The 20,039-nt window shown below is 70.0% G+C and carries 14 protein-coding genes; 7 read left to right on the forward strand and 7 right to left on the reverse strand.

What is annotated here, in order from left to right:
* Positions 1-70: 70 nt before the first annotated feature.
* On the reverse strand, positions 71-808 hold the full coding sequence (locus ACIBCU_RS17140; protein WP_399232106.1) for a class I SAM-dependent DNA methyltransferase: 738 nt from the start codon (positions 806-808) through the stop codon (positions 71-73).
* 350 nt (positions 809-1,158) lie between these two features.
* On the opposite strand from ACIBCU_RS17140, the gene ACIBCU_RS17145 reads away from it, so the two are divergent.
* The gene (locus ACIBCU_RS17145; protein WP_362927569.1) at positions 1,159-1,515 is read left to right on the forward strand and encodes a DUF805 domain-containing protein; all 357 of its coding nucleotides are present in this window, start codon (positions 1,159-1,161) and stop codon (positions 1,513-1,515) included.
* Between the two features lie 81 nt (positions 1,516-1,596).
* On the opposite strand, the gene ACIBCU_RS17150 is transcribed toward ACIBCU_RS17145, so the two are convergent.
* The 3 genes from ACIBCU_RS17150 to ACIBCU_RS17160 form a co-directional block, all read right to left on the reverse strand.
* Positions 1,597-2,421, reverse strand: a complete 825-nt coding sequence (locus ACIBCU_RS17150) for a hypothetical protein (protein WP_362927570.1) — start codon at positions 2,419-2,421, stop codon at positions 1,597-1,599.
* Between the two features lie 181 nt (positions 2,422-2,602).
* On the reverse strand, positions 2,603-3,661 hold the full coding sequence (locus ACIBCU_RS17155; protein ID WP_399232108.1) for a metallophosphoesterase: 1,059 nt from the start codon (positions 3,659-3,661) through the stop codon (positions 2,603-2,605).
* Between the two features lie 173 nt (positions 3,662-3,834).
* Positions 3,835-4,947, reverse strand: a complete 1,113-nt coding sequence (locus ACIBCU_RS17160) for a LacI family DNA-binding transcriptional regulator (RefSeq protein WP_329230827.1) — start codon at positions 4,945-4,947, stop codon at positions 3,835-3,837.
* A 404-nt stretch (positions 4,948-5,351) separates the two neighbouring features.
* On the opposite strand from ACIBCU_RS17160, the gene hisC reads away from it, so the two are divergent.
* From hisC to ACIBCU_RS17185, 5 genes are all read left to right on the forward strand, one after another.
* The gene (gene hisC, locus ACIBCU_RS17165; protein ID WP_362927572.1) at positions 5,352-6,431 is read left to right on the forward strand and encodes a histidinol-phosphate transaminase; all 1,080 of its coding nucleotides are present in this window, start codon (positions 5,352-5,354) and stop codon (positions 6,429-6,431) included.
* Positions 6,432-6,723: 292 nt separating this feature from the next.
* Entirely contained in the window at positions 6,724-8,232 is a 1,509-nt protein-coding gene (locus ACIBCU_RS17170) for a cytochrome ubiquinol oxidase subunit I (protein WP_399232111.1), read from the forward strand.
* Positions 8,233-8,251: 19 nt separating this feature from the next.
* The gene (cydB, locus tag ACIBCU_RS17175; RefSeq protein ID WP_399232113.1) at positions 8,252-9,253 is read left to right on the forward strand and encodes a cytochrome d ubiquinol oxidase subunit II; all 1,002 of its coding nucleotides are present in this window, start codon (positions 8,252-8,254) and stop codon (positions 9,251-9,253) included.
* Positions 9,254-9,292: 39 nt separating this feature from the next.
* Positions 9,293-12,847: a thiol reductant ABC exporter subunit CydD gene (cydD, locus tag ACIBCU_RS17180; RefSeq protein WP_399232115.1), complete on the forward strand. Its 3,555-nt coding sequence runs from the start codon at positions 9,293-9,295 to the stop codon at positions 12,845-12,847.
* A gap of 124 nt (positions 12,848-12,971) precedes the next feature.
* On the forward strand, positions 12,972-14,675 hold the full coding sequence (locus ACIBCU_RS17185; RefSeq protein WP_399232117.1) for a GAF domain-containing protein: 1,704 nt from the start codon (positions 12,972-12,974) through the stop codon (positions 14,673-14,675).
* 57 nt (positions 14,676-14,732) lie between these two features.
* Here the strand turns inward: ACIBCU_RS17185 and ACIBCU_RS17190 are convergent, their stop codons facing one another.
* Positions 14,733-15,575 carry a Cof-type HAD-IIB family hydrolase gene (locus ACIBCU_RS17190; protein ID WP_399232119.1) on the reverse strand — a complete coding sequence of 281 codons (843 nt, stop codon included), beginning with the start codon at positions 15,573-15,575 and terminating at the stop codon, positions 14,733-14,735.
* 190 nt (positions 15,576-15,765) lie between these two features.
* Here ACIBCU_RS17190 and ACIBCU_RS17195 point away from each other — a divergent pair, with 190 nt between their 5' ends.
* Complete coding sequence (locus ACIBCU_RS17195; protein WP_399232121.1) at positions 15,766-16,668, forward strand: LLM class flavin-dependent oxidoreductase; 903 nt, start codon at positions 15,766-15,768, stop codon at positions 16,666-16,668.
* 460 nt (positions 16,669-17,128) lie between these two features.
* Here the strand turns inward: ACIBCU_RS17195 and ACIBCU_RS17200 are convergent, their stop codons facing one another.
* Positions 17,129-17,671 carry an RNA 2'-phosphotransferase gene (locus tag ACIBCU_RS17200; RefSeq protein WP_362927580.1) on the reverse strand — a complete coding sequence of 181 codons (543 nt, stop codon included), beginning with the start codon at positions 17,669-17,671 and terminating at the stop codon, positions 17,129-17,131.
* 353 nt (positions 17,672-18,024) lie between these two features.
* Positions 18,025-19,815, reverse strand: a complete 1,791-nt coding sequence (locus tag ACIBCU_RS17205; RefSeq protein WP_399232124.1) for an SDR family oxidoreductase — start codon at positions 19,813-19,815, stop codon at positions 18,025-18,027.
* Positions 19,816-20,039: the final 224 nt, after the last annotated feature.

Consider the following 20,039-nt stretch of genomic DNA (forward strand, 5'->3'; position numbering starts at 1 on the left):
CCGTGGCGGGGGCCCTGGAGAGCCCCCCCCACGGCCCGGTGGCGCACAGCCGCCGCCGGCCGTCCGGGTTTCACACCGTGGGCGGCTTCCTCCACACGGAGACGTGCGACCTGCTGGACGCCGTGAACGGCGCCTCGGTCCAGTCGGCCCACCGCTCGGACGGCTCCAGGCCTGCGATCTCGGCCATCAGGTCGAGTTCGGCGGGCCAGACGTAGCGGTGGGGCGAGAGGAGCGTGGAGCCCCGGCCGTCGGCGATCGAGTAGTGGTGCGAGACCACCTGCTGCTTCACCAGGTCGTACGTGTCGAAGCCGACGTGCCGCTCGCCGACGTGGAACGGGCGGGCGGTCTCGCCCGGTGGCAGACGCTGCAGTTCGGGGACGAACACCTCGGCCACGAAGCGGCCGCCCGGTTCCAGATGCTCCGCGGCGTTGCGGAAGCACGCGACCTGCTCGCCCTGGGAGAGCAGGCAGGTGAGGGCGTTGTAGACGACGTAGACCAGGCTGAAAGTGCCCGGAGCCCGAGCGGTGGCCATGTCTCCGGCGGTCACGGCGATGTCGCTGCCACCGGGCTTCCTGCCGAGCTCCTGGGCCATGGGACCTGACTTCTCGATTCCCGCCACACGGACACCCCGCGCGCTCAGCGGAAGCGCCACCCGGCCGGTCCCCACAGCGAACTCCAGCGCGGGGCCGTGCCGCGCACGGCGCTCGAGGAAGTCCACCGTCGGGCCCAGGACTTCGGGCGTGTACATGTGGGCGGAGGACTCGTCGTAGCTCTGCGCTACCTGGGTGTTCCAGAGGTCCGTATCCATGACCCCGGAGGTTGTCACGTGGCAGAGCCGACGGGCCATCGGATTCTCCCCGGAGCGCTCGGTGGGCGGCGTAGTGCGGGGGGTGGAGCGGCGCATGTCTGATCGTCAGATTGCGTCGATAGAGGATGAAGAGTGCCCACAATGGCTGGTTCAGGCCGTTCAGCACCGTCCTGTCGCGCCTTCGAGGAACTTTCGGCGTCAGTATGGACACAGCCGTGCTGCAGGTCGATGTAAGTTTCCGCGGCAGCCCGAACGCTGTTGACCGTTTCCTTATCTGTGCTTTACCTTCCGCTGTGCTTGGCCGAAATTGGTGTGCGCCCCGAACGGGGGCGCCTGGGGAGGGAAGCACAGTGAACTGGTACCTGGCTGTACTCAAGAACTACGCGGGCTTCGGCGGGCGTGCGCGCCGCAAGGAGTACTGGATGTTCGTACTCTTCAACTTCATCGTCGCGGTCGTCCTGAGCCTGCTCGGCCTGGCCATCGACTCGCAGATTCCTTACATCATCTACCTGCTGGCCGTGATCATCCCGACGATAGCCGTCGTCGTGCGCCGCCTGCACGACACCGGCCGCTCCGGCTGGTGGATCCTGATCTCGTTCGTCCCGCTCGTGGGCGGCATCATCCTGCTCGTCTTCATGTGCACCGAGGGTGCGCGCGAGGTGAACGAGTACGGCCCGAACCCGAAGCTCGCCCCGCAGGGGATCTGAGCTCCTCACCGGGTGTGATGTCTGCAGAGGCCGGAGCGGCAGCACGCCGTTCCGGCCTCTCCCGTGTCGGGTCCAGCCGGATCACTCCGGCTGGTGCTCCGGGCCGCCGTAGTCGGGGCTGGTGAAGTCGGGGCTGGTGAAGGTGGGGCGTGGGCCGGCCGAGGGGCCGTTCTCCGGTCCGGAGAAGTCCGGCCTGCTGTAGCCGATCTTCGGGATCCGGTTGGCCGAGCGGTGCGGTGTGCGCGAGGCGGGCCCCGCGGTCGGATCGGCCAGCGCGTCCCGGAGGAAGGGCAGGATTCCGCGTTCCAGCAGTGCGTGGCGCCATGCCTCCCGGGCACGCGCCACGTCCTCCGGCAGTTCCTCCTCCTCGTCCACGGCCGGCAGCGCGGTGGCGCCGTTGCGCAGGGCGGTGACGAGGAGACCCACCGCGGCGACGAGGATGGCCGCGGCGGCGACGGCGGCGAAGAACCACCCGGCGGCGACCATGGTTCCGGCGAAGGCCGGGGCGGGGCTGAGCGCCTTCAGCGGGTAGCCGACGGCCAGGAATATGAGCGCGGCCGTACCCGCGAGGACCGGTGCCAGCACGGCGATCACCGCGAGGGTGCCGGCGCCCGTGGGGTCGGCTTCTTCCGTGGCGGGGCTGAGGACGGATGCGTGGGCGTCCGGGTCCCCGGGGCCGCGCAGCTCACCGCGGACCTTCACGTAGTGGTCGTACTCGGTGGCCGCCGCCGCGGTGATCAGGGGCGTGGCGTTGAGCGCCATCGTCCGCAGCTGTTCCGTGTTGAGACGGTCGCCGACTCCGTCCAGATCCGGTCGTTCGTGAGCATGACGCAGCGCGTCGGCAAGGATCCGCTCGTACTCGGGGCGGTCCTCGGCCAGCAGGTGCGGAGCGCTTTTCATGTGCATCCCCCGATGCTCCGTAGGGCCTGACCGACCGTACGGGCCGGGCGATCGGGCGGAAACGGAGGAGAGCCTGCGACTGGTACGCCGATGGTAGAGCGCCTACGGCACGGGGTGACAGGGTGTTTCCGGAAATTGGCCCAGCGGCTGACGGTGTCGGGTCGTCATGCGTCTTCCCCGACGACCGTCAGTCATGCAGGGGAAGTTGGACGACCAACAGCTTTCCGGCCATGGTCACCCCGCCGTCCATGGCGATGGCGAGCCCTTCCGCATAGACGTGCGGGCCGTCCACCACGGGCCGTGCCACGTCCTCGCCCTCCTCCGTTCCGACCTCGCCGAGGAGATACGGGATAGGGCTGTGGCCATGGACGACACGCTGTCCGCCGTACGTCGACATCAGTTCGCGAACGGCCTGGGCGCCGCCCTCGTCGCGGAAGGCGAACCGCTTGGTGAGTTTGCGGAAGAGGTCCCAGCACTCATCGGCGTCGTTCCGCGTGAGAATGGCGTGCACCGTGTCGTTGACGTCCTCGATGGTGGATCCGTAGTCGAGGTAGGCGGTCGTGTCGGAGTGCATCAGCAGATGCCCGTCCTCCTCGACCACCGCGTCGAGCCGGGACATCCACTGGAGGTGGACGTCCTGGAGCCGTTCCATGTCCGTCTTCTGGCCGCCGTTGAGCAGCCAGGCGGCCTGGAAGGTCGCCGTTCCGGCGCCGGAGTTCACCGGGGTGTCGCCGAACCTCTTCGCACCGAGCAGCAGCAGTTCGTGGTTGCCCATGAGCGCCTTGCAGTACCCGCCGGCAGCGGCGGCCTCCGCGGAGAGGCGCATGACGAGATCGATGACGCCGATGCCGTCCGGACCGCGGTCGGTGAAGTCGCCGAGGAACCAGAGCCTGGCGTTGCCGGCCGCCCACCGGCCGTCGGCGTCGACGAGTCCCTGCTCACGCAGGGCGGCCAGGAGCTCGTCCAGGTAGCCGTGGACGTCGCCGACGACGTACAGCGGACCGCGGCCGGAGTCGGCGGCGGGCCGGGCCTCCGGCACGGTCTCCACCTGGACGGTGTCGCCGCGGTTGATCACGGGAAGATCGCGCTCGGTGGGGGTGTACCCCTCCGGCGGTTCGTCGCCCACCACGGCGTTGCCGGGGTGCGGCAAGGGCGCGGGCATGGGCACCTGCGCATACGGCGGTACGCGGAAGTCACGCAACGTCGCTGTCCGCACCACGGGTTCCTGACCGGCCCCCTGAGTCATCGACCCCTCCACCACCGTCGCGCCTCCGTACACCTGACGGGCCCTGCCTGGTAGAGGGGTCCGCGGTGTCGTGCGCCCATCATAGGAATGCGGATCGTGCTGTGTGACGCACCAGGGGTGTTGAATCCGTGCGAGCATCCGGTTCATCGGCCGTTTGGTCCGGATTAATCCGTTCAGTCCCCGGCAGGTGATCGCGGAGGGCTGACGGTGGTGCGCGGCGGACGTCGTTGCGAGGACGTCCGGACGATGAGCTCCGTCGGTATCACCTGCTCCACCGGGCCGTCGTGCTCGACCCCTTCGATGGCGTCGATGAGGAGTTGGACGACGGCCGTGCCGATCCTGCGGGGCTTCAGCGAGAGCGTGGTGATGGGGGGCTCGGTGGACGCGTACACCGTGGATTCGCTGCAGCAGACCAGCAGGAGGTCCTCGGGGACCCGCAGGCCGTAGCGGCGCGCGGCGGCCAGCAGATCGGTGCCGTTGGGGTCGAAGAGCCCGTAGACGGCGTCGGGGCGGTCGGGGCGGGCGAGGAGGCGGTCCGCGGCGACGGCGCCGGCGCAGGGGTCGTGGGCCGGGTAGGACTCGTAGACCGGATCCTGGCCGACCCGCTCGCACCAGTGCAGATAGGCGGTGGTGGAGAGCCGGGTGTACGTGTCGGTGGTGGTGCCGGTCAGCAGCCCGATGCGGCGGGCTCCCGCGGCCGCGAGGTGGTCCAAAAGGTCGAGGACGGCCGCCCGGTGGTCGTTGTCGACCCAGGCGGTGACCGGGAGCGTGCCCGCCGGGCGGCCGTCGGAGACGACGGGAAGCCCCTGGCGCACGAGTTCGGTGACCACCGGGTCCTGGTCGGAGGGGTCGATGACGACCGTGCCGTCGAGCGCGACGTTCGACCACACGTCGTGGCGCGAGGTGGCAGGGAGGATCACGAGGGCGTAGCCACGGGCGAGCGCGGCCGATGTGGCGGCTCTCGCCATCTCCGCGAAGTACGCGAATTCGGTGAAGGTGAAAGGTTCATCTCCGTACGTGGTCACGGTCAGGCCGATGAGCCCCGACTTGCCGGTACGGAGGGTTCGGGCAGCCGCTGACGGGCGGTAGCCCAGCCGTTCGGCGACCTCGCGGACATGGCGGCGGGTGGCATCCGGGAGCCTGCCCTTGCCGTTGAGAGCGTCGGACACGGTCGTGATGGAGACGCCGGCCGCCGCGGCTACATCCCGGATCCCCGCCCGTCCTTGCCGGCCGCTGCGCCGGGGCGTCTCTGTCCGGCTCACCTGGTGCTTCCCTGCTGCTGTCATGGCGAGCCGATAGTAGGGCTCCGAAGCCCGGTCAGGCCGGTCGCATATGCACACGTTGACAGGCACGTTTCTGCATGATCATTAAGATGTAAATGCCTTGCAAAGCAAAGACGTTGACGCCTTCTGTGTCGATGTGTCATGCATCGGTGCGCAGGAACCTACTGAATGGTCCATGTCTCGAAGAGGTCTCAACTCACCTGTTCGAGGGATGCGCGCCACGGAGTGAGCGACCGGCGTGCGGGGCAATGCGCGGCGCTCCCCCCCTCCCGGGGCCCGCCGGAGTGGCGCAAGGCAGGAGATTCCCGTCCGGGAGGGCGATTTCGGAGCCTGGCCATTCGCACAGGTGCCCAATCCTCATAAGGTGAGCAGTATTGATGTGTACGGATGGTCGAGGAGGACCTGCGGTGAGCGAGACGAGCCCGAAGCTGCGCGCCGAGCTGGACGGCGTCCCTGCGTATGTACCGGGCAAGCCGGCGTCCGCGGAGGGGCCGGTTGCCTTCAAGCTGTCCTCCAACGAGAACCCGTACCCCCCGTTGCCCGGCGTGATGGAGTCGGTGCTCGCCGCGGCCGCGGACTTCAACAGGTATCCGGACATGGCCTGCACCGGCCTGATGAACGAGCTGGCCGACAGATTCGGTGTGCCGGTCTCCCACCTGGCCACCGGCACGGGCTCGGTCGGTGTCGCTCAGCAGCTGCTCCAGGCCACTTCCGGGCCGGGGGACGAGGTCATCTATGCCTGGCGCTCGTTCGAGGCCTACCCGATCATCACGCAGGTCAGCGGCGCGACGTCGGTCAAGGTGCCGCTGACCGACGGTGAGGTGCACGATCTCGACGCGATGGCCGACGCGGTCACCGACCGGACGCGGATGATCTTCGTCTGCAATCCGAACAACCCGACCGGCACGGTGGTGCGCCGGGCGGAGCTGGAGCGGTTCCTCGACCGTGTCCCGGACGATGTCCTGGTCGTGCTCGACGAGGCGTACAAGGAGTTCATCCGGGACGCCGATGTGCCGGACGGGATCGAGATCTACCGGGACCGGCCCAACGTCGCGGTGCTCCGCACCTTCTCCAAGGCATACGGTCTCGCCGGTCTGCGGGTGGGTTTCGCGGTGGCGCACGAGCCCGTGGCGGCGGCGCTGCGCAAGACGGCCGTCCCGTTCGGTGTCAGCCAGGTCGCCCAGGACGCCGCGGTCGCCTCGCTGCGCGCCGAGGACGAGCTGCTGGGCAGGGTCGGATCGCTGGTCGGCGAGCGCGCCCGGGTGTACGAGGGGCTGGTGCGGCAGGGCTGGACCGTTCCGGAGTCACAGGCGAACTTCGTCTGGCTGCGGCTGGGGGAGCGCACGCTCGAGTTCGCCGGGGTCTGCGAGCGGGCCGGTGTGGTCGTGCGGCCCTTCGCCGGTGAGGGTGTGCGGGTCACGATCGGGGAGGCCGAGGCCAATGACGTGTTCCTGAAGGTGGCGGAGTCCTTCGGCCGGGAGCTGTAGCGGCGCGGCTGGCCGCGCACCCCCGGTGGCCCCGGACCTCGATCACCGAGGTCCGGGGCCACCGTTCTTCTGTGGGCCGGAGGCCCCGGTACACGGTCCGGGGCCTGCCCGGTCCGGACGGCTCGCGCCGTTCGGCCGGAAACCACCCCCCACCCGACGCCTTCGAATACAGGTGCGCCATAATTGCTTGTGAATGTGAACGCGTTCACAAGCGCGCCCCGTTTCCTCCCGTGATCGGGTGGTTCGACGGGCAGCCTGGGGGCGTGATCGCGGCGACGTAAGGAGAAGAGTCGTGGACCTGGCTCTGGCACCAGAGACCCTGGCGCGCTGGCAGTTCGGCATCACCACCGTCTACCACTTCCTGTTCGTCCCCCTGACGATCTCTCTCGCCGCGCTCACCGCCGGCCTGCAGACCGCCTGGGTGCGCACGGACAACGAGAAGTACCTCAGGGCCACCAAGTTCTGGGGCAAGCTTTTCCTGATCAACATCGCCATGGGTGTGGTCACCGGCATCGTCCAGGAGTTCCAGTTCGGCATGAACTGGTCGGACTACTCGCGGTTCGTCGGTGACGTCTTCGGGGCTCCCCTCGCCTTCGAGGCGCTGATCGCGTTCTTCTTCGAATCCACGTTTATCGGCCTGTGGATCTTCGGCTGGGACAAGCTGCCGAAGAAGATCCATCTCGCCTGTATATGGATGGTGTCCATAGGCACGATCCTCTCGACGTTCTTCATCCTGGCCGCCAACTCCTGGATGCAGCACCCGGTCGGCTACCGGATCAACGAGGAACGCGGGCGCGCCGAGCTCACGGACTTCTGGCATGTGCTCACCCAGAACACGGCGCTCGCCCAGTTCTTCCACACGATCACCGCCGCGTTCCTCGTGGGCGGCGCCTTCATGGTCGGCATCGCCGCCTTCCACCTGGCGCGCAAGAAGCACATCCGGGTGATGCGGACCTCGTTGCGGCTCGGACTGGTCACCGTGGTGGTCGCCGGCCTGCTGACCGCGGTCAGCGGTGACCTTCTCGGCAAGGTGATGTTCAAGCAGCAGCCCATGAAGATGGCCGCGGCCGAGGCGCTGTGGGAGGGCGAGGAGGGGGCGCCCTTCTCGCTCTTCGCGGTCGGCGACGTCGCCGAGGGGCACAACACCGTCGAGGTCTCGATCCCGGGCGTGCTGTCCTTCCTCGCGGACGACACCTTCACCTCGTACATCCCTGGCATCAACGACATCAACAAGGCGGAGCAGGAGAAGTACGGCCCGGGCGACTACCGGCCCAACATTCCGGTCGCGTTCTGGAGCTTCCGCTGGATGATCGGCTTCGGCATGGCCTCCTTCAGCCTCGGGATCCTGGGGCTCTGGCTGACGCGGAAGAAGTTCATGCTGCCGGAGGCGCTGCGGACCGGTGAGGACGACGTACCGAATCTGGTCCTCTTCAGGAACAAGGCGCTGAGCCCGAAGCTCGCCAAGCTGTACTGGATCACAGCCCTCTGGACCATGCTCTTCCCCTTGATCGCCAATTCCTGGGGCTGGATCTTCACGGAGATGGGACGCCAGCCCTGGGTGGTGTACGGGGTGTTCCAGACCCGCGACGCGGTCTCCCCGGGGGTCTCGCAGGGGGAGATCCTCACCTCCATGATCGGGTTCACCGCGCTCTACGCGGTGCTCGCCGTCATCGAGGTCAAGCTCCTCCTGAAGTACGTCAAGGCCGGACCGCCCGAGCTCACCGAGGCCGACCTCAACCCGCCCACCCGGATCGGCGGCCACGACCAGGACGCCGACCGGCCGATGGCCTTCTCCTACTGAGATCAAGCGGAGCTGAGAGATGGAACTCCACGACGTCTGGTTCGTGCTCATCGCCGTCCTGTGGACCGGCTACTTCTTCCTGGAGGGATTCGACTTCGGTATCGGGGTCCTCACCAAGCTGCTGGCCCGGGACCGCAAGGAGCGTCGGGTCCTGATCAACACGATCGGGCCGGTCTGGGACGGGAACGAGGTGTGGCTGCTCAGCGCGGGCGGCGCGACCTTCGCGGCTTTCCCTGAGTGGTACGCCACCCTGTTCTCCGGCTTCTACCTCCCCCTGCTGCTCATCCTGCTCTGCCTGATCGTGCGCGGGGTGGCCTTCGAGTACCGGGCGAAGCGGCCCGAGGAGCGGTGGCAGACCAACTGGGAGCACGCGATCTTCTGGACCTCGCTGATCCCGGCCGTTCTCTGGGGCGTGGCCTTCGGGAACATCGTCCGCGGCGTGAAGATCGATGCCGACATGGAGTACGTCGGCAATCTCTGGGACCTGCTCAATCCGTACGCCGTTCTCGGCGGGCTGGTCACGTTGTTCCTCTTCACCTTCCACGGTGCGGTGTTCGCCGCGCTCAAGACCGTCGGGGACATCAGGGAGCGGGCGCGCGGGCTCGCCTTCAAGCTGGGCCTGGCCACCGCGCTGCTCGCGCTGGGCTTCCTCGCGTGGACGCAGGCGGACAACGGCAACGGCTGGAGCCTGGCGGCGATGATCACCGCCGTGGTGTCGCTGGTCGTGGCCATCGGCGCCATCGCGGCGGGACGCGAGGGCTGGTCCTTCGCGTTCTCCGGGGTGACCATCACGGCGGCGGTCGCCATGCTCTTCCTGACGCTCTTCCCGAACGTGATGCCGTCCTCGCTGAACGACGCCTGGAACCTGACGGTCTCCAACGCCTCCTCCAGCCCGTACACCCTCAAGATCATGACCTGGTGCGCCGGTATCGCCACTCCGGTGGTGCTGCTGTACCAGGGCTGGACGTACTGGGTGTTCCGCAAGCGCATCGGTACGCACCACATCGCCGACGCGCACTGAACGAGCGAACGACATGAGCTCACTGGGGAGCTGTTTCACGTGAAACCGATCGACCCGCGTCTGCTCCGGTACGCCCGGGCCACCCGGTTCTTCCTGGCCGCCGTGGTGGCACTGGGCCTGGTCGGAGCCGCCCTGGTCATCGCCCAGGCGATGCTCGTCGCCGAAGTGGTGGTGGGCGGGTTCGAGGACGGGCTGACCGCCACCGGGCTCCGCACGCCGCTGCTCCTGCTCGCCGCTGTCGCGCTGGGGCGGGCGTTCGTGGCCTGGCTGACCGAACTGGCCGCGTACCGGGCGAGTTCGGCGGTCAAGTCCGAGCTGCGTGGCCGGCTCATGGAGCGCGCCTCCGGTCTGGGGCCGGACTGGCTGAGCGGGCAGCGCACCGGGTCGCTGATCGCTCTGGCCACCCGGGGCGTCGACGCCCTGGACGACTACTTCTCGCGCTACCTTCCGCAGCTCGGCCTCGCGGTCGTCGTTCCGGTGGCCGTGCTAGCCCGGATCGTCACCGAGGACTGGGTCTCGGCGGCGATCATCGTGGTGACGCTGCCGCTGATCCCGCTCTTCATGGTGCTGATCGGATGGGCCACCCAGTCCCGGATGGACCTTCAGTGGAGGCTGCTGTCACGGCTCTCCGGTCACTTCCTCGACGTGGTGGCCGGACTGCCGACGCTGAAGGTCTTCGGCCGGGCCAAGGCGCAGGCCGAATCGATCCGCAGCATCACCTCGCAATACCGCCGGGCCACGCTGAAGACGCTCCGGATCGCGTTTCTCTCCTCCTTCGCTTTGGAGCTGTTGGCGACTCTCTCCGTGGCGCTGGTCGCGGTGACGATCGGGATGCGGCTGGTCCACGGAGAACTCGACCTCTACACGGGGCTGGTGGTTCTCATCCTGGCGCCGGAGGCCTATCTGCCCATCCGCCAGGTCGGTGCCCAGTACCACGCGGCCGCGGAAGGGCTCTCGGCCGCGGAGGAGATCTTCGCCGTGCTGGAGACCGAGCCCGTGGCCGGCGGCAGCCAGGATGTGCCTCCGTCCCTGCGGCTGGAGCTGGCGGGGGTGACCGTCCGGCACCAGGGCCGCGCCGAGCCCTCTCTGGATGCTGCTTCCCTCGTGGTCGAGCAGGGGGAGACCGTCGCGCTGGTCGGCCCCAGCGGGGTCGGTAAGTCCACACTCCTCAGCGTGGTGCTGGGATTCACGGCTCCCGACGAGGGGCGGGTCCGGGTCGGCGGAACCGATCTTTCGGCCCTCTCCCCCGAACGCTGGCGCGAGCAGATCGCCTGGGTGCCCCAGCACCCGCACCTCTTCGCCGGGACGATCGCGGAGAACGTACGCCTCGCCCGGCCGGACGCGGACGACGCGGCGGTCATGGCCGCGCTGCGGGCCGCAGGCGCGTACGACTTCGTGGACGCGCTGCCGGCCGGTGCGGAGACGCCCCTCGGCGAGGACGGCTCCGGACTCTCCGCGGGGCAGCGCCAGCGGCTCGCGCTGGCGCGGGCCTTTCTCGCCGACCGGCCTCTGCTGCTGCTCGACGAGCCGACGGCGAGTCTTGACGGGGAGACGGAGGCGGGCATCGTCGACGCGGTTCGGAGGCTGGCAGCGGGACGCACGGTGCTGCTGGTCGTGCACCGGCCGGCTCTGCTCACGGTCGCCGACCGGGTGGTGACGCTGGAACCGGGGGAGTCCGGGGTGGAGCCGCAGGCTTCCGGTGTGCCCGCCGCCTCGGGCGGGCCCGACGAGGTCCAGCGCACTCCGGGCGGGCCGGACGACGTCGAGCGGCTGGGCGCGGGGGAGCCCGCGCTGCTCAGGGACACCGCCCCCCGGGCCGGGGGCCGTGCGCTGGCGCGGGTGCGGGAGGCCGCGGGTTCCCAGCACGGGAAGCTGGGGCTGGCACTGCTGCTGGGCAGCCTCGCCGTGGGGTCGTCGGTCGGCCTCATGGCCGTCTCGGGATGGCTGATCTCACGCGCCTCCGAGCAGCCCCCGGTGCTGTATCTGATGGTGGCGGTGACCGCGACCCGGGCCTTCGGCATGGGCCGGGCCGTCTTCCGCTACGCGGAGCGGCTGGTGTCGCACGACGCCGTGCTCAGGATGCTGGCCGAGCTCAGGGTGGCGGTGTACCGCGGGCTCGAACGCATCGCGCCCGCCGGTCTCCGGGCCACGCGGCGGGGTGACCTGCTGTCCCGGCTGGTCTCCGACGTGGACGCGTTGCAGGACTACTGGCTGCGCTGGCTGCTGCCCGCGGCGACCGCGCTGCTGGTCGGTACGGGGGCTGTCGCCTTCACCGGCTGGCTGCTGCCGGAGGCGGGGGCCGTGCTGGCCGTCGGGCTGTTCCTCGCGGGCGTGGGCGTCCCGTGGCTGAGCGGTGCGTGCGCTCGGCGAGCCGAGCGTCAACTCGCGCCCGCCCGGGCCACGCTGGCCGTCCGGGTCGCCGATCTCCTCGGCGGGACGGCCGAACTGGCCGTCGCGGGTGCGCTGCCCGCCCGTAGGGAGCAGGTGCGTGCGGCGGACGGCGTCCTGACGCGGATCGCCTCACGCGCGGCGGCCGCGACAGCGCTGGGCGGGGGGCTGTCCGCCCTGATCTGCGGGCTCACCGTGGTGGGCGCGGCGATCGTCGCGCTGCCCGCCGTGTCGGACGGCCGGCTGGCCGGGGTGGAACTGGCCGTGGTCGTCCTCACGCCCCTGGCGGCGTTCGAGGCCGTGACGGGACTTCCGCTCGCGGTGCAGTACCGCCAACGGGTCGAGCGGAGTGCGGAGCGGGTCTACGAGGTGCTGGACGCTCCCCTCCCGGTCGAGGAGCCGGCGGACCCCGCCGAGGCGCCCGCCTCGCCCTTCCCGCTCGACGTACGAGGGCTGTCGGCCCGGTACGAGGGCGCGGAGCGGGATGCGCTGCACTCCGTCGACCTGACCCTCCACCCCGGCAAGCGGGTCGCCGTCGTGGGGCCGTCCGGTTCGGGAAAGACCACGCTCGCCCAGGTCCTGCTCCGCTTCCTGGACGCCCGGGAAGGGACGTACCGCTTCGGTGGCGTCGAGGCGTCCGCGCTGGACGGCGACACGGCCCGGACCTTCGTCGGACTGTGCGCCCAGGATGCCCACGTGTTCGACAGCTCCATCCGCGAGAACCTGAGGCTCGCCCGCACGGACGCGACGGACGAGCGGCTGCGGGAGGCTCTCGCCGCGGCGCGGCTGCTGGACTGGGTCCGGTCGCTGCCCGACGGCCTCGACACGCTGGTGGGTGAGCACGGGGCCCGGCTCTCGGGCGGCCAGCGTCAGCGGCTGGCGCTGGCCCGTGCGCTCCTCGCCGACTTCCCCGTGCTCGTGCTCGACGAGCCCGCCGAGCATCTGGACCTGGCGACGGCGGACGCGCTGACCGCGGATCTGCTGGCTGCCACCGAAGGGCGTACGACCGTGCTGATCACCCATCGGCTGGCCGGGCTCGACGCGGTGGACGAGGTCCTGGTGCTGGACGGGGGGCAGGTGGTGCAGCAGGGGCCGTACGCCGTTCTGGCCGCGCAGGACGGCCCGCTGCGCCGGATGCTCGAACGCGAACAGGAGTCGGTGCGCACGGAGCCGGAGCGGACGCGACCGCTTCCGGTACGGGTCTGAGGGCGGCCGGCGGGTTCCGGTACGGGCCAGAGGGCGGCTGGCGGGTTCCGGTACGGGCCGGAGGGCGGCGAGCGGGCTCCGGTTCCGACTTTCCGGACCATTCGGTGCTTATTAGGCTCAGGTCATGGCCGAGCAGGATGCGAACGACCCGCCGGGAGCCGCGCCGCAGAACACGGGCAGCCTGCGAGGGCTCTCCGCGGAGCTGACCGCTCGTGTTCCGCAGCTGCTGGAGGCGACGAGGTCTGCCGGCACGGGCCTCGAGCTCCACTCCACGCTGGAGCGCATCTGCGAGACCGCGGCCGAACTCGCCCATGCCCGCTATGCCGCCATCGGTGTCGTGGAAAGGCCGGGTGAAAGCCTCTGCGACTTCATCACCCACGGGGTGCCGAAGGAGGTCGCCCGGGCGATCGGCCGGCCGCCCGACGGGCATACGGGTCTGCTGGGCGCACTGATCGAGGAGGGCGTGCCGATTAAGCTGGAGGATCTGGAAGGGGATCCCCGCTTCGCCGGCTTCCCGGCCGCCCACCCGAAGATGCGTACGTTCCTCGGGGTCCCGATCCGGGTCCAGGGCAAGATCTTCGGCAACCTCTACGTGATGGAGAAGCGCGGCGGGGAGGCGTTCGGCGACGACGAACTGCACATGCTGCGCGTGCTGGCCACGGAGGCGGGCATCGCCATCGGCCACGCGCGGACGTACGACGCCGCACGACAGCGCGAACAGTGGATCGACGGCTCGGTGGCCGTCACCACCGCCCTGCTCTCGGCCGGGGACGCCGACGAGGCACTCGCTGTCGTCGCCGAACAGGCGCGTCGCCTCGCCGACGCCGCCGCCGGCATCGTGCTGCTGCCGGCCGCGCAGGGAGGGCTGGAGATCGTCGCCGTCGCCGGGGACAAGCCGTCCGCCTCCCTCGGGGTGATCATCCCGCCCCAGAGCCCTGTGGTGGCGGCGCTCCTGCGGGGCGAGGAGGTGTTCCTGGACGATTCGGCGACCGACCCCCGCATGATGACCAGACTGGCCGATCGGTTCGGCCCGCACATGCTGCTCCCCCTGCGCAGCGGTGGGCGGGTGCTGGGGGCGCTCTCCATCCCACGGGTCCGGGGCGGCCGGCCCTTCACCCGTGCGGAGCGGACGCTGGCCACCCACTTCGCCGCGCAGGCCGCACTGGCTCTGAAGCTGTCCGAAGCCCAGCGGGACCGGGAGAGGCTAGCCGTCTACGAGGACCGGGACAGGATCGCCCGGGACCTCCATGACCTCGTGATCCAGCGCCTGTTCGCCACCGGGATCATGCTGGAGGGCGCTCAGCGGCGCTCGCCGGTGCCCGCGGTGCAGGCCGGTATCGGGCGGGCCGTGGACGAACTGGATGTGACCATCCAGGAGATCCGTACCGCCATCTTCGCCCTGCAGCAGGAACCCGCCGAGGCGCCGTCGGGGCTGCGGACCCGAGTGCTGCGGGAGATCAACATGGCCGCTGTGCCCCTGGGTTTCATGCCCTCGCACCGTTTTCTGGGCCCCGTCGACTCGCTGGTGGGGGAGCTCGCCGGCAAGAACCTCATCGCGGCTCTGCGGGAGGCACTGTCCAACACCTTCCGCCATGCGCGGGCATCGCGCGTCGAGGTGAGCGTGGACGCGACGGCGGTGCTGCCGGACGGGCGGGACGCGGTGCGGCTGACGGTCGCCGACGACGGGGTGGGGATCCCGCAAGGCGGCCGGCGCAGTGGTCTGCGCAATCTCGCGCGGCGCGCCGAGTCGCTGGGCGGCGCGAGCTGGTTCGGCCCGGGGACCGGGGAGGGCAGCGGCACGACGGTCACCTGGCAGGTCCCGCTCTGACAGCCGTCCCGGTTGTCCCGGTCGTCCCGGTCGTCCCCGCCGTCTCGGCCGACGGGCTCAGCGAGCGGCGAGGATCCGCTCGATGACGACCGCGACACCGTCCTCGTCGTTCGTGAGCGTCACACCGGACGCGGCGGCCACGGCGGCCGGGTGGGCGTTGCCCATGGCGAACGAGGCGCCGGCCCAGCTCAGCATCTCCACATCGTTCGGCATGTCCCCGAACGCGACCACCTCGGCCGGAGCGATACCGCGCTCAGCACAGCATGCGGCGAGCGTGGCGGCCTTGGAGACCCCCAGGCCGCTGATCTCCAGCAGCGCGGTGGGGCTGGACCGGGTGAACGACGCCCGCTCCCCCGCGAGTTCACGGGCCAGTGCGAGGAAGGCGTCCGGGGCCATCTCGGGGTGGTGGGCGAGGATCTTCAGGACCGGCGTACCGGTGCCCGGAACCTCCTCGTGGAGCAGCTTCTCCGCGATCGCGACTGTGGCACCCGGGTCCATGTGGAACGGAGGGTAGGCGGGCTCGTAGTGGATGCCGGTGGCCAGTTCGACGGCGAACGAGACCCCGGGGGCCGCCTTACGCAGAATGTCGACCACGGTCAGGGCGATCTCGCGGTCCAGCGGGTAGACCTTGATCAGCTGCCCCTCGTGGAGATCGGCGACAGCGGCCCCGTTCGCGCAGATGGCCATGCCGTGGCCCTGCACGTGCGGGCTGACGACGTCCATCCAGCGAGCCGGCCTTCCGGTGACGAAGAAGACCTCGATCCCCGCCTCTTCGGCGGCTGCCAGGGCAGCGGTCGTACGGTCCGACAAGGTCTTGTCGTCGCGGAGGAGAGTGCCGTCCAGATCGGTGGCGATCAGCCGGGTCACGGCAGGCAGAGGCGAGTCGGTAGCTGAGGTCACCCGCCTATTCTCCCGTACGGAGTCGCACGGGCGTGCAGAGGGGCGCACATCTGAGTGCGCGAGTCCTTGAACTGCGGAACATGGCAACGGCATATGCCGACGGCTCCCCAAGGGGAGCCCACGCAGGGGAGGGACGGGATGCCTCCCGCCCGTCCAGGGAGGCACTCCTGGGCAGACGTAGGGTCGGGGCATGAGCCTGCGCCTGAGCACCGTGATCCTGCCCGTCGACCGCTGGCACGAGGGAGGCCGTGCCAAGTGGCAGAAGGCCGAGGAGCTCGGCTTCCACGCTGCCTACACCTACGACCACCTGTCCTGGCGCACCTTCCGCGACGGCCCGTGGTTCGGGGCCGTCCCCACGCTCACCGCCGCCGCCACGGCGACCGAGCGGCTTCGCCTGGGCACCCTCGTCACATCGCCGAATTTCAGGCATCCGGTGACGCTCGCCAAGGAGCTGATCTCGCTCGACGACATCTCAGGCGGCCGGATCACGCTCGGTATCGGAGCAGGCGGCAACGGCTTCGACGCGACCGCCCTGGGGCAGGAGCCGTGGACGCCGAAGGAGCGGGCGGACCGGTTCGGGGAGTTCGTGCCGCTGCTCGACCGGCTGCTCACCGAGGACGCCGTGAGCGAGCAGGGCACGCACTACTCCGCGGACGAGGCCCGCAACATCCCGGGCTGCGTCCAGCGTCCCCGGCTCCCCTTCACCGTCGCCGCAACCGGCCCGCGCGGCTTGAAGCTTGCCGCACGGTACGGGCAGGCGTGGGTGACCACGGGCGACCCGAAGCTGTACGAGGAGGGCACTCCGGAGCAGTCGGTGGAAGCCGTCCGCGGCCAGATCGACAAGCTCGGCACGGCATGCGCCGGCATCGGCAGGGACGTGGCCGAGCTGGACAAGGTGCTGCTCACCGGGTTCACCCCGGACCGCGGCCGTCCGCTGGAGTCTCTCGGCGCCTTCGTCGACTTCGCCGGCCGCTACCAGGAGCTGGGCTTCACCGAGATCGTGCTCCACTGGCCGATCCCGGACTCGGACTTCGCCGCGGACACCGAGGTCTTCGAGACGATCGCCACCGAGGCACTGGGGCAACTGGCCTGACCGGCCCGGAGCGGGACGGTTCGCGGGAGGAACGCCGCCACGGGGGGTGGCAGTGGTTGCCGGTCTCCGGGGCGGGGCGACGCCGGAGGGGAACCCGCAGTCGGCCTGCCCGCGCGTGGGCACGGCACCAGGTGCGGTTCGCCGGAAGGAATGAGTCGTCATGAGGATGCTGCTCACCGCGCAGGCGGACACCGTGACCGCTCACCGCTCGGTATCCGACGGAACCATGCCGAAGATCATCGAGGAGGTCGTCGAGCAGCTCAAGCCCGAAGCGGCGTACTTCACCCTCCGGAACGGGGAGGGCCTGCCTGATGGTCTTCGGCATGCAGGAGTCCGCCCAGATGCCACCGCTCATGGAGCCCTTGTTCCTGGCGGGTTCCAAGATCGCTCTGCAGCCCGTCATGAACCTCGGCGATCTGCGTGCGGCCTCGCCGGCAGGGAGCGCTGACCCGCGGACGCGTCATTCACGCAGGCGCAGGTAGGCCGGCGGTACGGAGTCGGTGAGCCAGACCCCGTTGGCGCTGACGTGGAAGAGGTGGCCGGCGCGGTGCATGGCGCCGGCGTCCACGGCGAGGACCACCGGGGTGCCGCGCCGGGCGCCGACACGGACCGCCGTCCCGCGGTCGGGCGACAGATGGACGTGGTGGCGGTTCATGGGCCGGAGCCCTTCGGTACGGATGGCGTCGAGCGCCCGTGCCACGGTGCCGTGATAGAGGTACGCGGGTGGTTCGGCCGGGGGCAGGCCGAGGTCGACGGTGACGGAGTGGCCCTGGTTCGCGCGGATGCGATCGCCCTCCACGGTGAACCGCTGCTTGTCGTTGACCGCGACGACGTGGTCGAGGTCATCCCGGGTGATGGTGACACCGTGCTCGGCGCAGGCCCGCAGCAGCTCGTCCACGGCCACCCAGCCGTTGGGGTCGAGACTGATTCCGATCCGGTCCGGCTCATGCCGCAGATGCTTCGACAGGTACTTGGACACCTTGACGGTGCGACGTTCGTCCATCCCGACAGAGTGCCCGCGCCACTTCTTCCGGCGCACCACGATTTCACCCGGAGTTCGCAGCACTCATGGACGTGAACAGGTTTGATCCACAGCCAATTCGCGTTATCCACAGGGGTTTTGGCCATTCTGTGGACAAGCAGCGCCCCGCATAAGGCATTTGTGCAACTGTCGTACGCATGAGGCGCTTTGGTGGCGATACGATGCTGAACGCCCGGTAACTGACGCTCATGAGCAGCCATATGGCCAAGCGCCCCGGTGACCCTGCTTGTTGACGCCAGCAGCAAGGGCCTGGGCGTAACCATCAGACCACGTCCGGGCGTTACGGCGCCCGCGCCCCCAACCGCCCTCCGGCGTCACAAAGGTGGCTTCATCCGGGCAACGCCTCGCAGTAGGCGAGGGCTGAACCGTGACAGCAGCCGTGCGCCGCGTGCCTCGGGCGTCACCGGCACCACGGCCCGGTTGTGCACCACGGCCCCGAGGACGGCCTGAGCCACCTTCTCCGCAGGGTAGTTGCGGAGCGAGTACAGCCGAGCCGTCCGCTTCCGGAGCCGTGCCTCCTCGACCTCGTCGGCTCCCGCGAAGCGCGCGGTTCCGGTGATCCCCGTGTCCACTATTCCCGGACAGATGGCGCTGACTCCGATCGACCGCTCGGCCAGTTCGGCGCGCAGGCATTCGCTGAGCATCAGCACCGCCGCTTTGGACGTGCTGTACGCGGGCAGCGCGCGCGACGGCTGATAGGCCGCCGCCGAGGCGACGTTGACGATGTGGCCGCCCTGTCCTCGGTCGGCCATCTGCCTGCCGAAGATCCGGCAGCCGTGGATGACGCCCCACAGATTGACGTCGAGGACCTTCCTCCAGTCCTCGCTCGTCGTGTCGAGGAAGGAACCCGACAGCCCGATGCCCGCGTTGTTCACCAGGACGTCCACGACGCCGAGTTCGGACACCACCTTCTCCGCGAGTTTCTCCATCGCCTGCTCGTCCCCGACATCCACCACCTCGGCCCAGGCGGCAGCCGCACCGATCAGCCGGGCCGTCTCCGCCGTCCGCGCGACGCCCTCCGCGTCCCGGTCCACGGCGACCAACCGCGCCCCCGACTCGGCGAAGGACAGCGCTGTGGCGCGCCCGATCCCCGAGGCGGCGCCCGTCACCAGGACCAACTGCCCGCCGAAGCGGTCGGCATGGGTGCCCGTCGCTGCCGGCCTCGGAGCGCCGGTCCCGGCGGGAGCGTCCTGGCCGCCGGACTCCCCGCCGGACTCCCCGCCGACGAAATCGCTGATCCAGGAGGCCAGCTGATCCGGCCTGGTGCGCGGCACCCAGTGCTTCGCCGGCAGGGTGCGCCGCACCAACGTGGGTACCCATGCGTCCAGTTCGTCGAAGAGCGACGGCGAGAGGAAGGCGTCCCCGGTCGGCGTGATCAGCTGCACCGGCACATGTGCGTACGCGTCCGGGCGTGGTCGGCGCAGGCGGGCCCGGATGTTGTCACGGTAGAGCCAGGCCCCGTGCGCCGCGTCCCGTGGGAGCGACGCCGTCGGATAGCCGTCCGCGGGCACCTTCTCCATCCGCTGCAGTATCCGCGGCCACTGCCTGCCCAGCGTCCCGCGCCAGGCCATCTCGGGCAGGACCGGTGTGTGCAGCGCGTACACGTACCAGGACTTGGCGCCCTGGCCGAGCAACTGCCCCACGCCGCGAGGGTCCGGGTGGGACATCCGCCGTTTGATCCAGTGCCCGAAGTGGTCGAGGGAGGGTCCGGACATCGACGTGAACGAGGCGATACGGCCCTTGGTCCGCTCCACCGTGGCGAATTCCCAGGACTGGACCGAACCCCAGTCGTGGCCGACGACGTGGACGGGCCGGTCCGGGCTGACGGCGTCCACGACGGCCAGGAAGTCGTCGGTCAGCTTCTCCAGCGTGAAGCCGCCGCGCAGCGGTTCGGGCGCCGACGACCGGCCGTGGCCCCGCACGTCGTAGAGCACCACATGCCACCGTTCCGCCAGCCGTCCCGCGACCTCGGACCAGACCTCCTTGCTGTCCGGATAGCCGTGCACCAGCACGATCGTCGGCAGCGCCGGATCGCCCAGCTCGGCCACACACAGCTCGATCCCGCCGGTACGCACCCAGCGCTCACGCGCGCCTCGCAGATCCACGCCGCCTCCTCGTCCAGTGCCGGCGTTGCGGTACGCGCCCGTAACGTGACACCGCTGAATGTGGCAACCGACGGACGGCCGCGTCAAGGGATGCCCCGAACCTGTGGACAACACCGTGTGGACGACCCGGTCCGGGGGGCCTCGCGTACGGTGCCCCTACGGGTCCGTACGCCTCGAGTCTGACGCGGATCCAGCCGCCTGGTCTGACGACTCCTGTGGCGGGC

The sequence above is a fragment of the Streptomyces sp. NPDC051064 genome (assembly GCF_044455985.1).
Classification (GTDB): domain Bacteria; phylum Actinomycetota; class Actinomycetes; order Streptomycetales; family Streptomycetaceae; genus Streptomyces.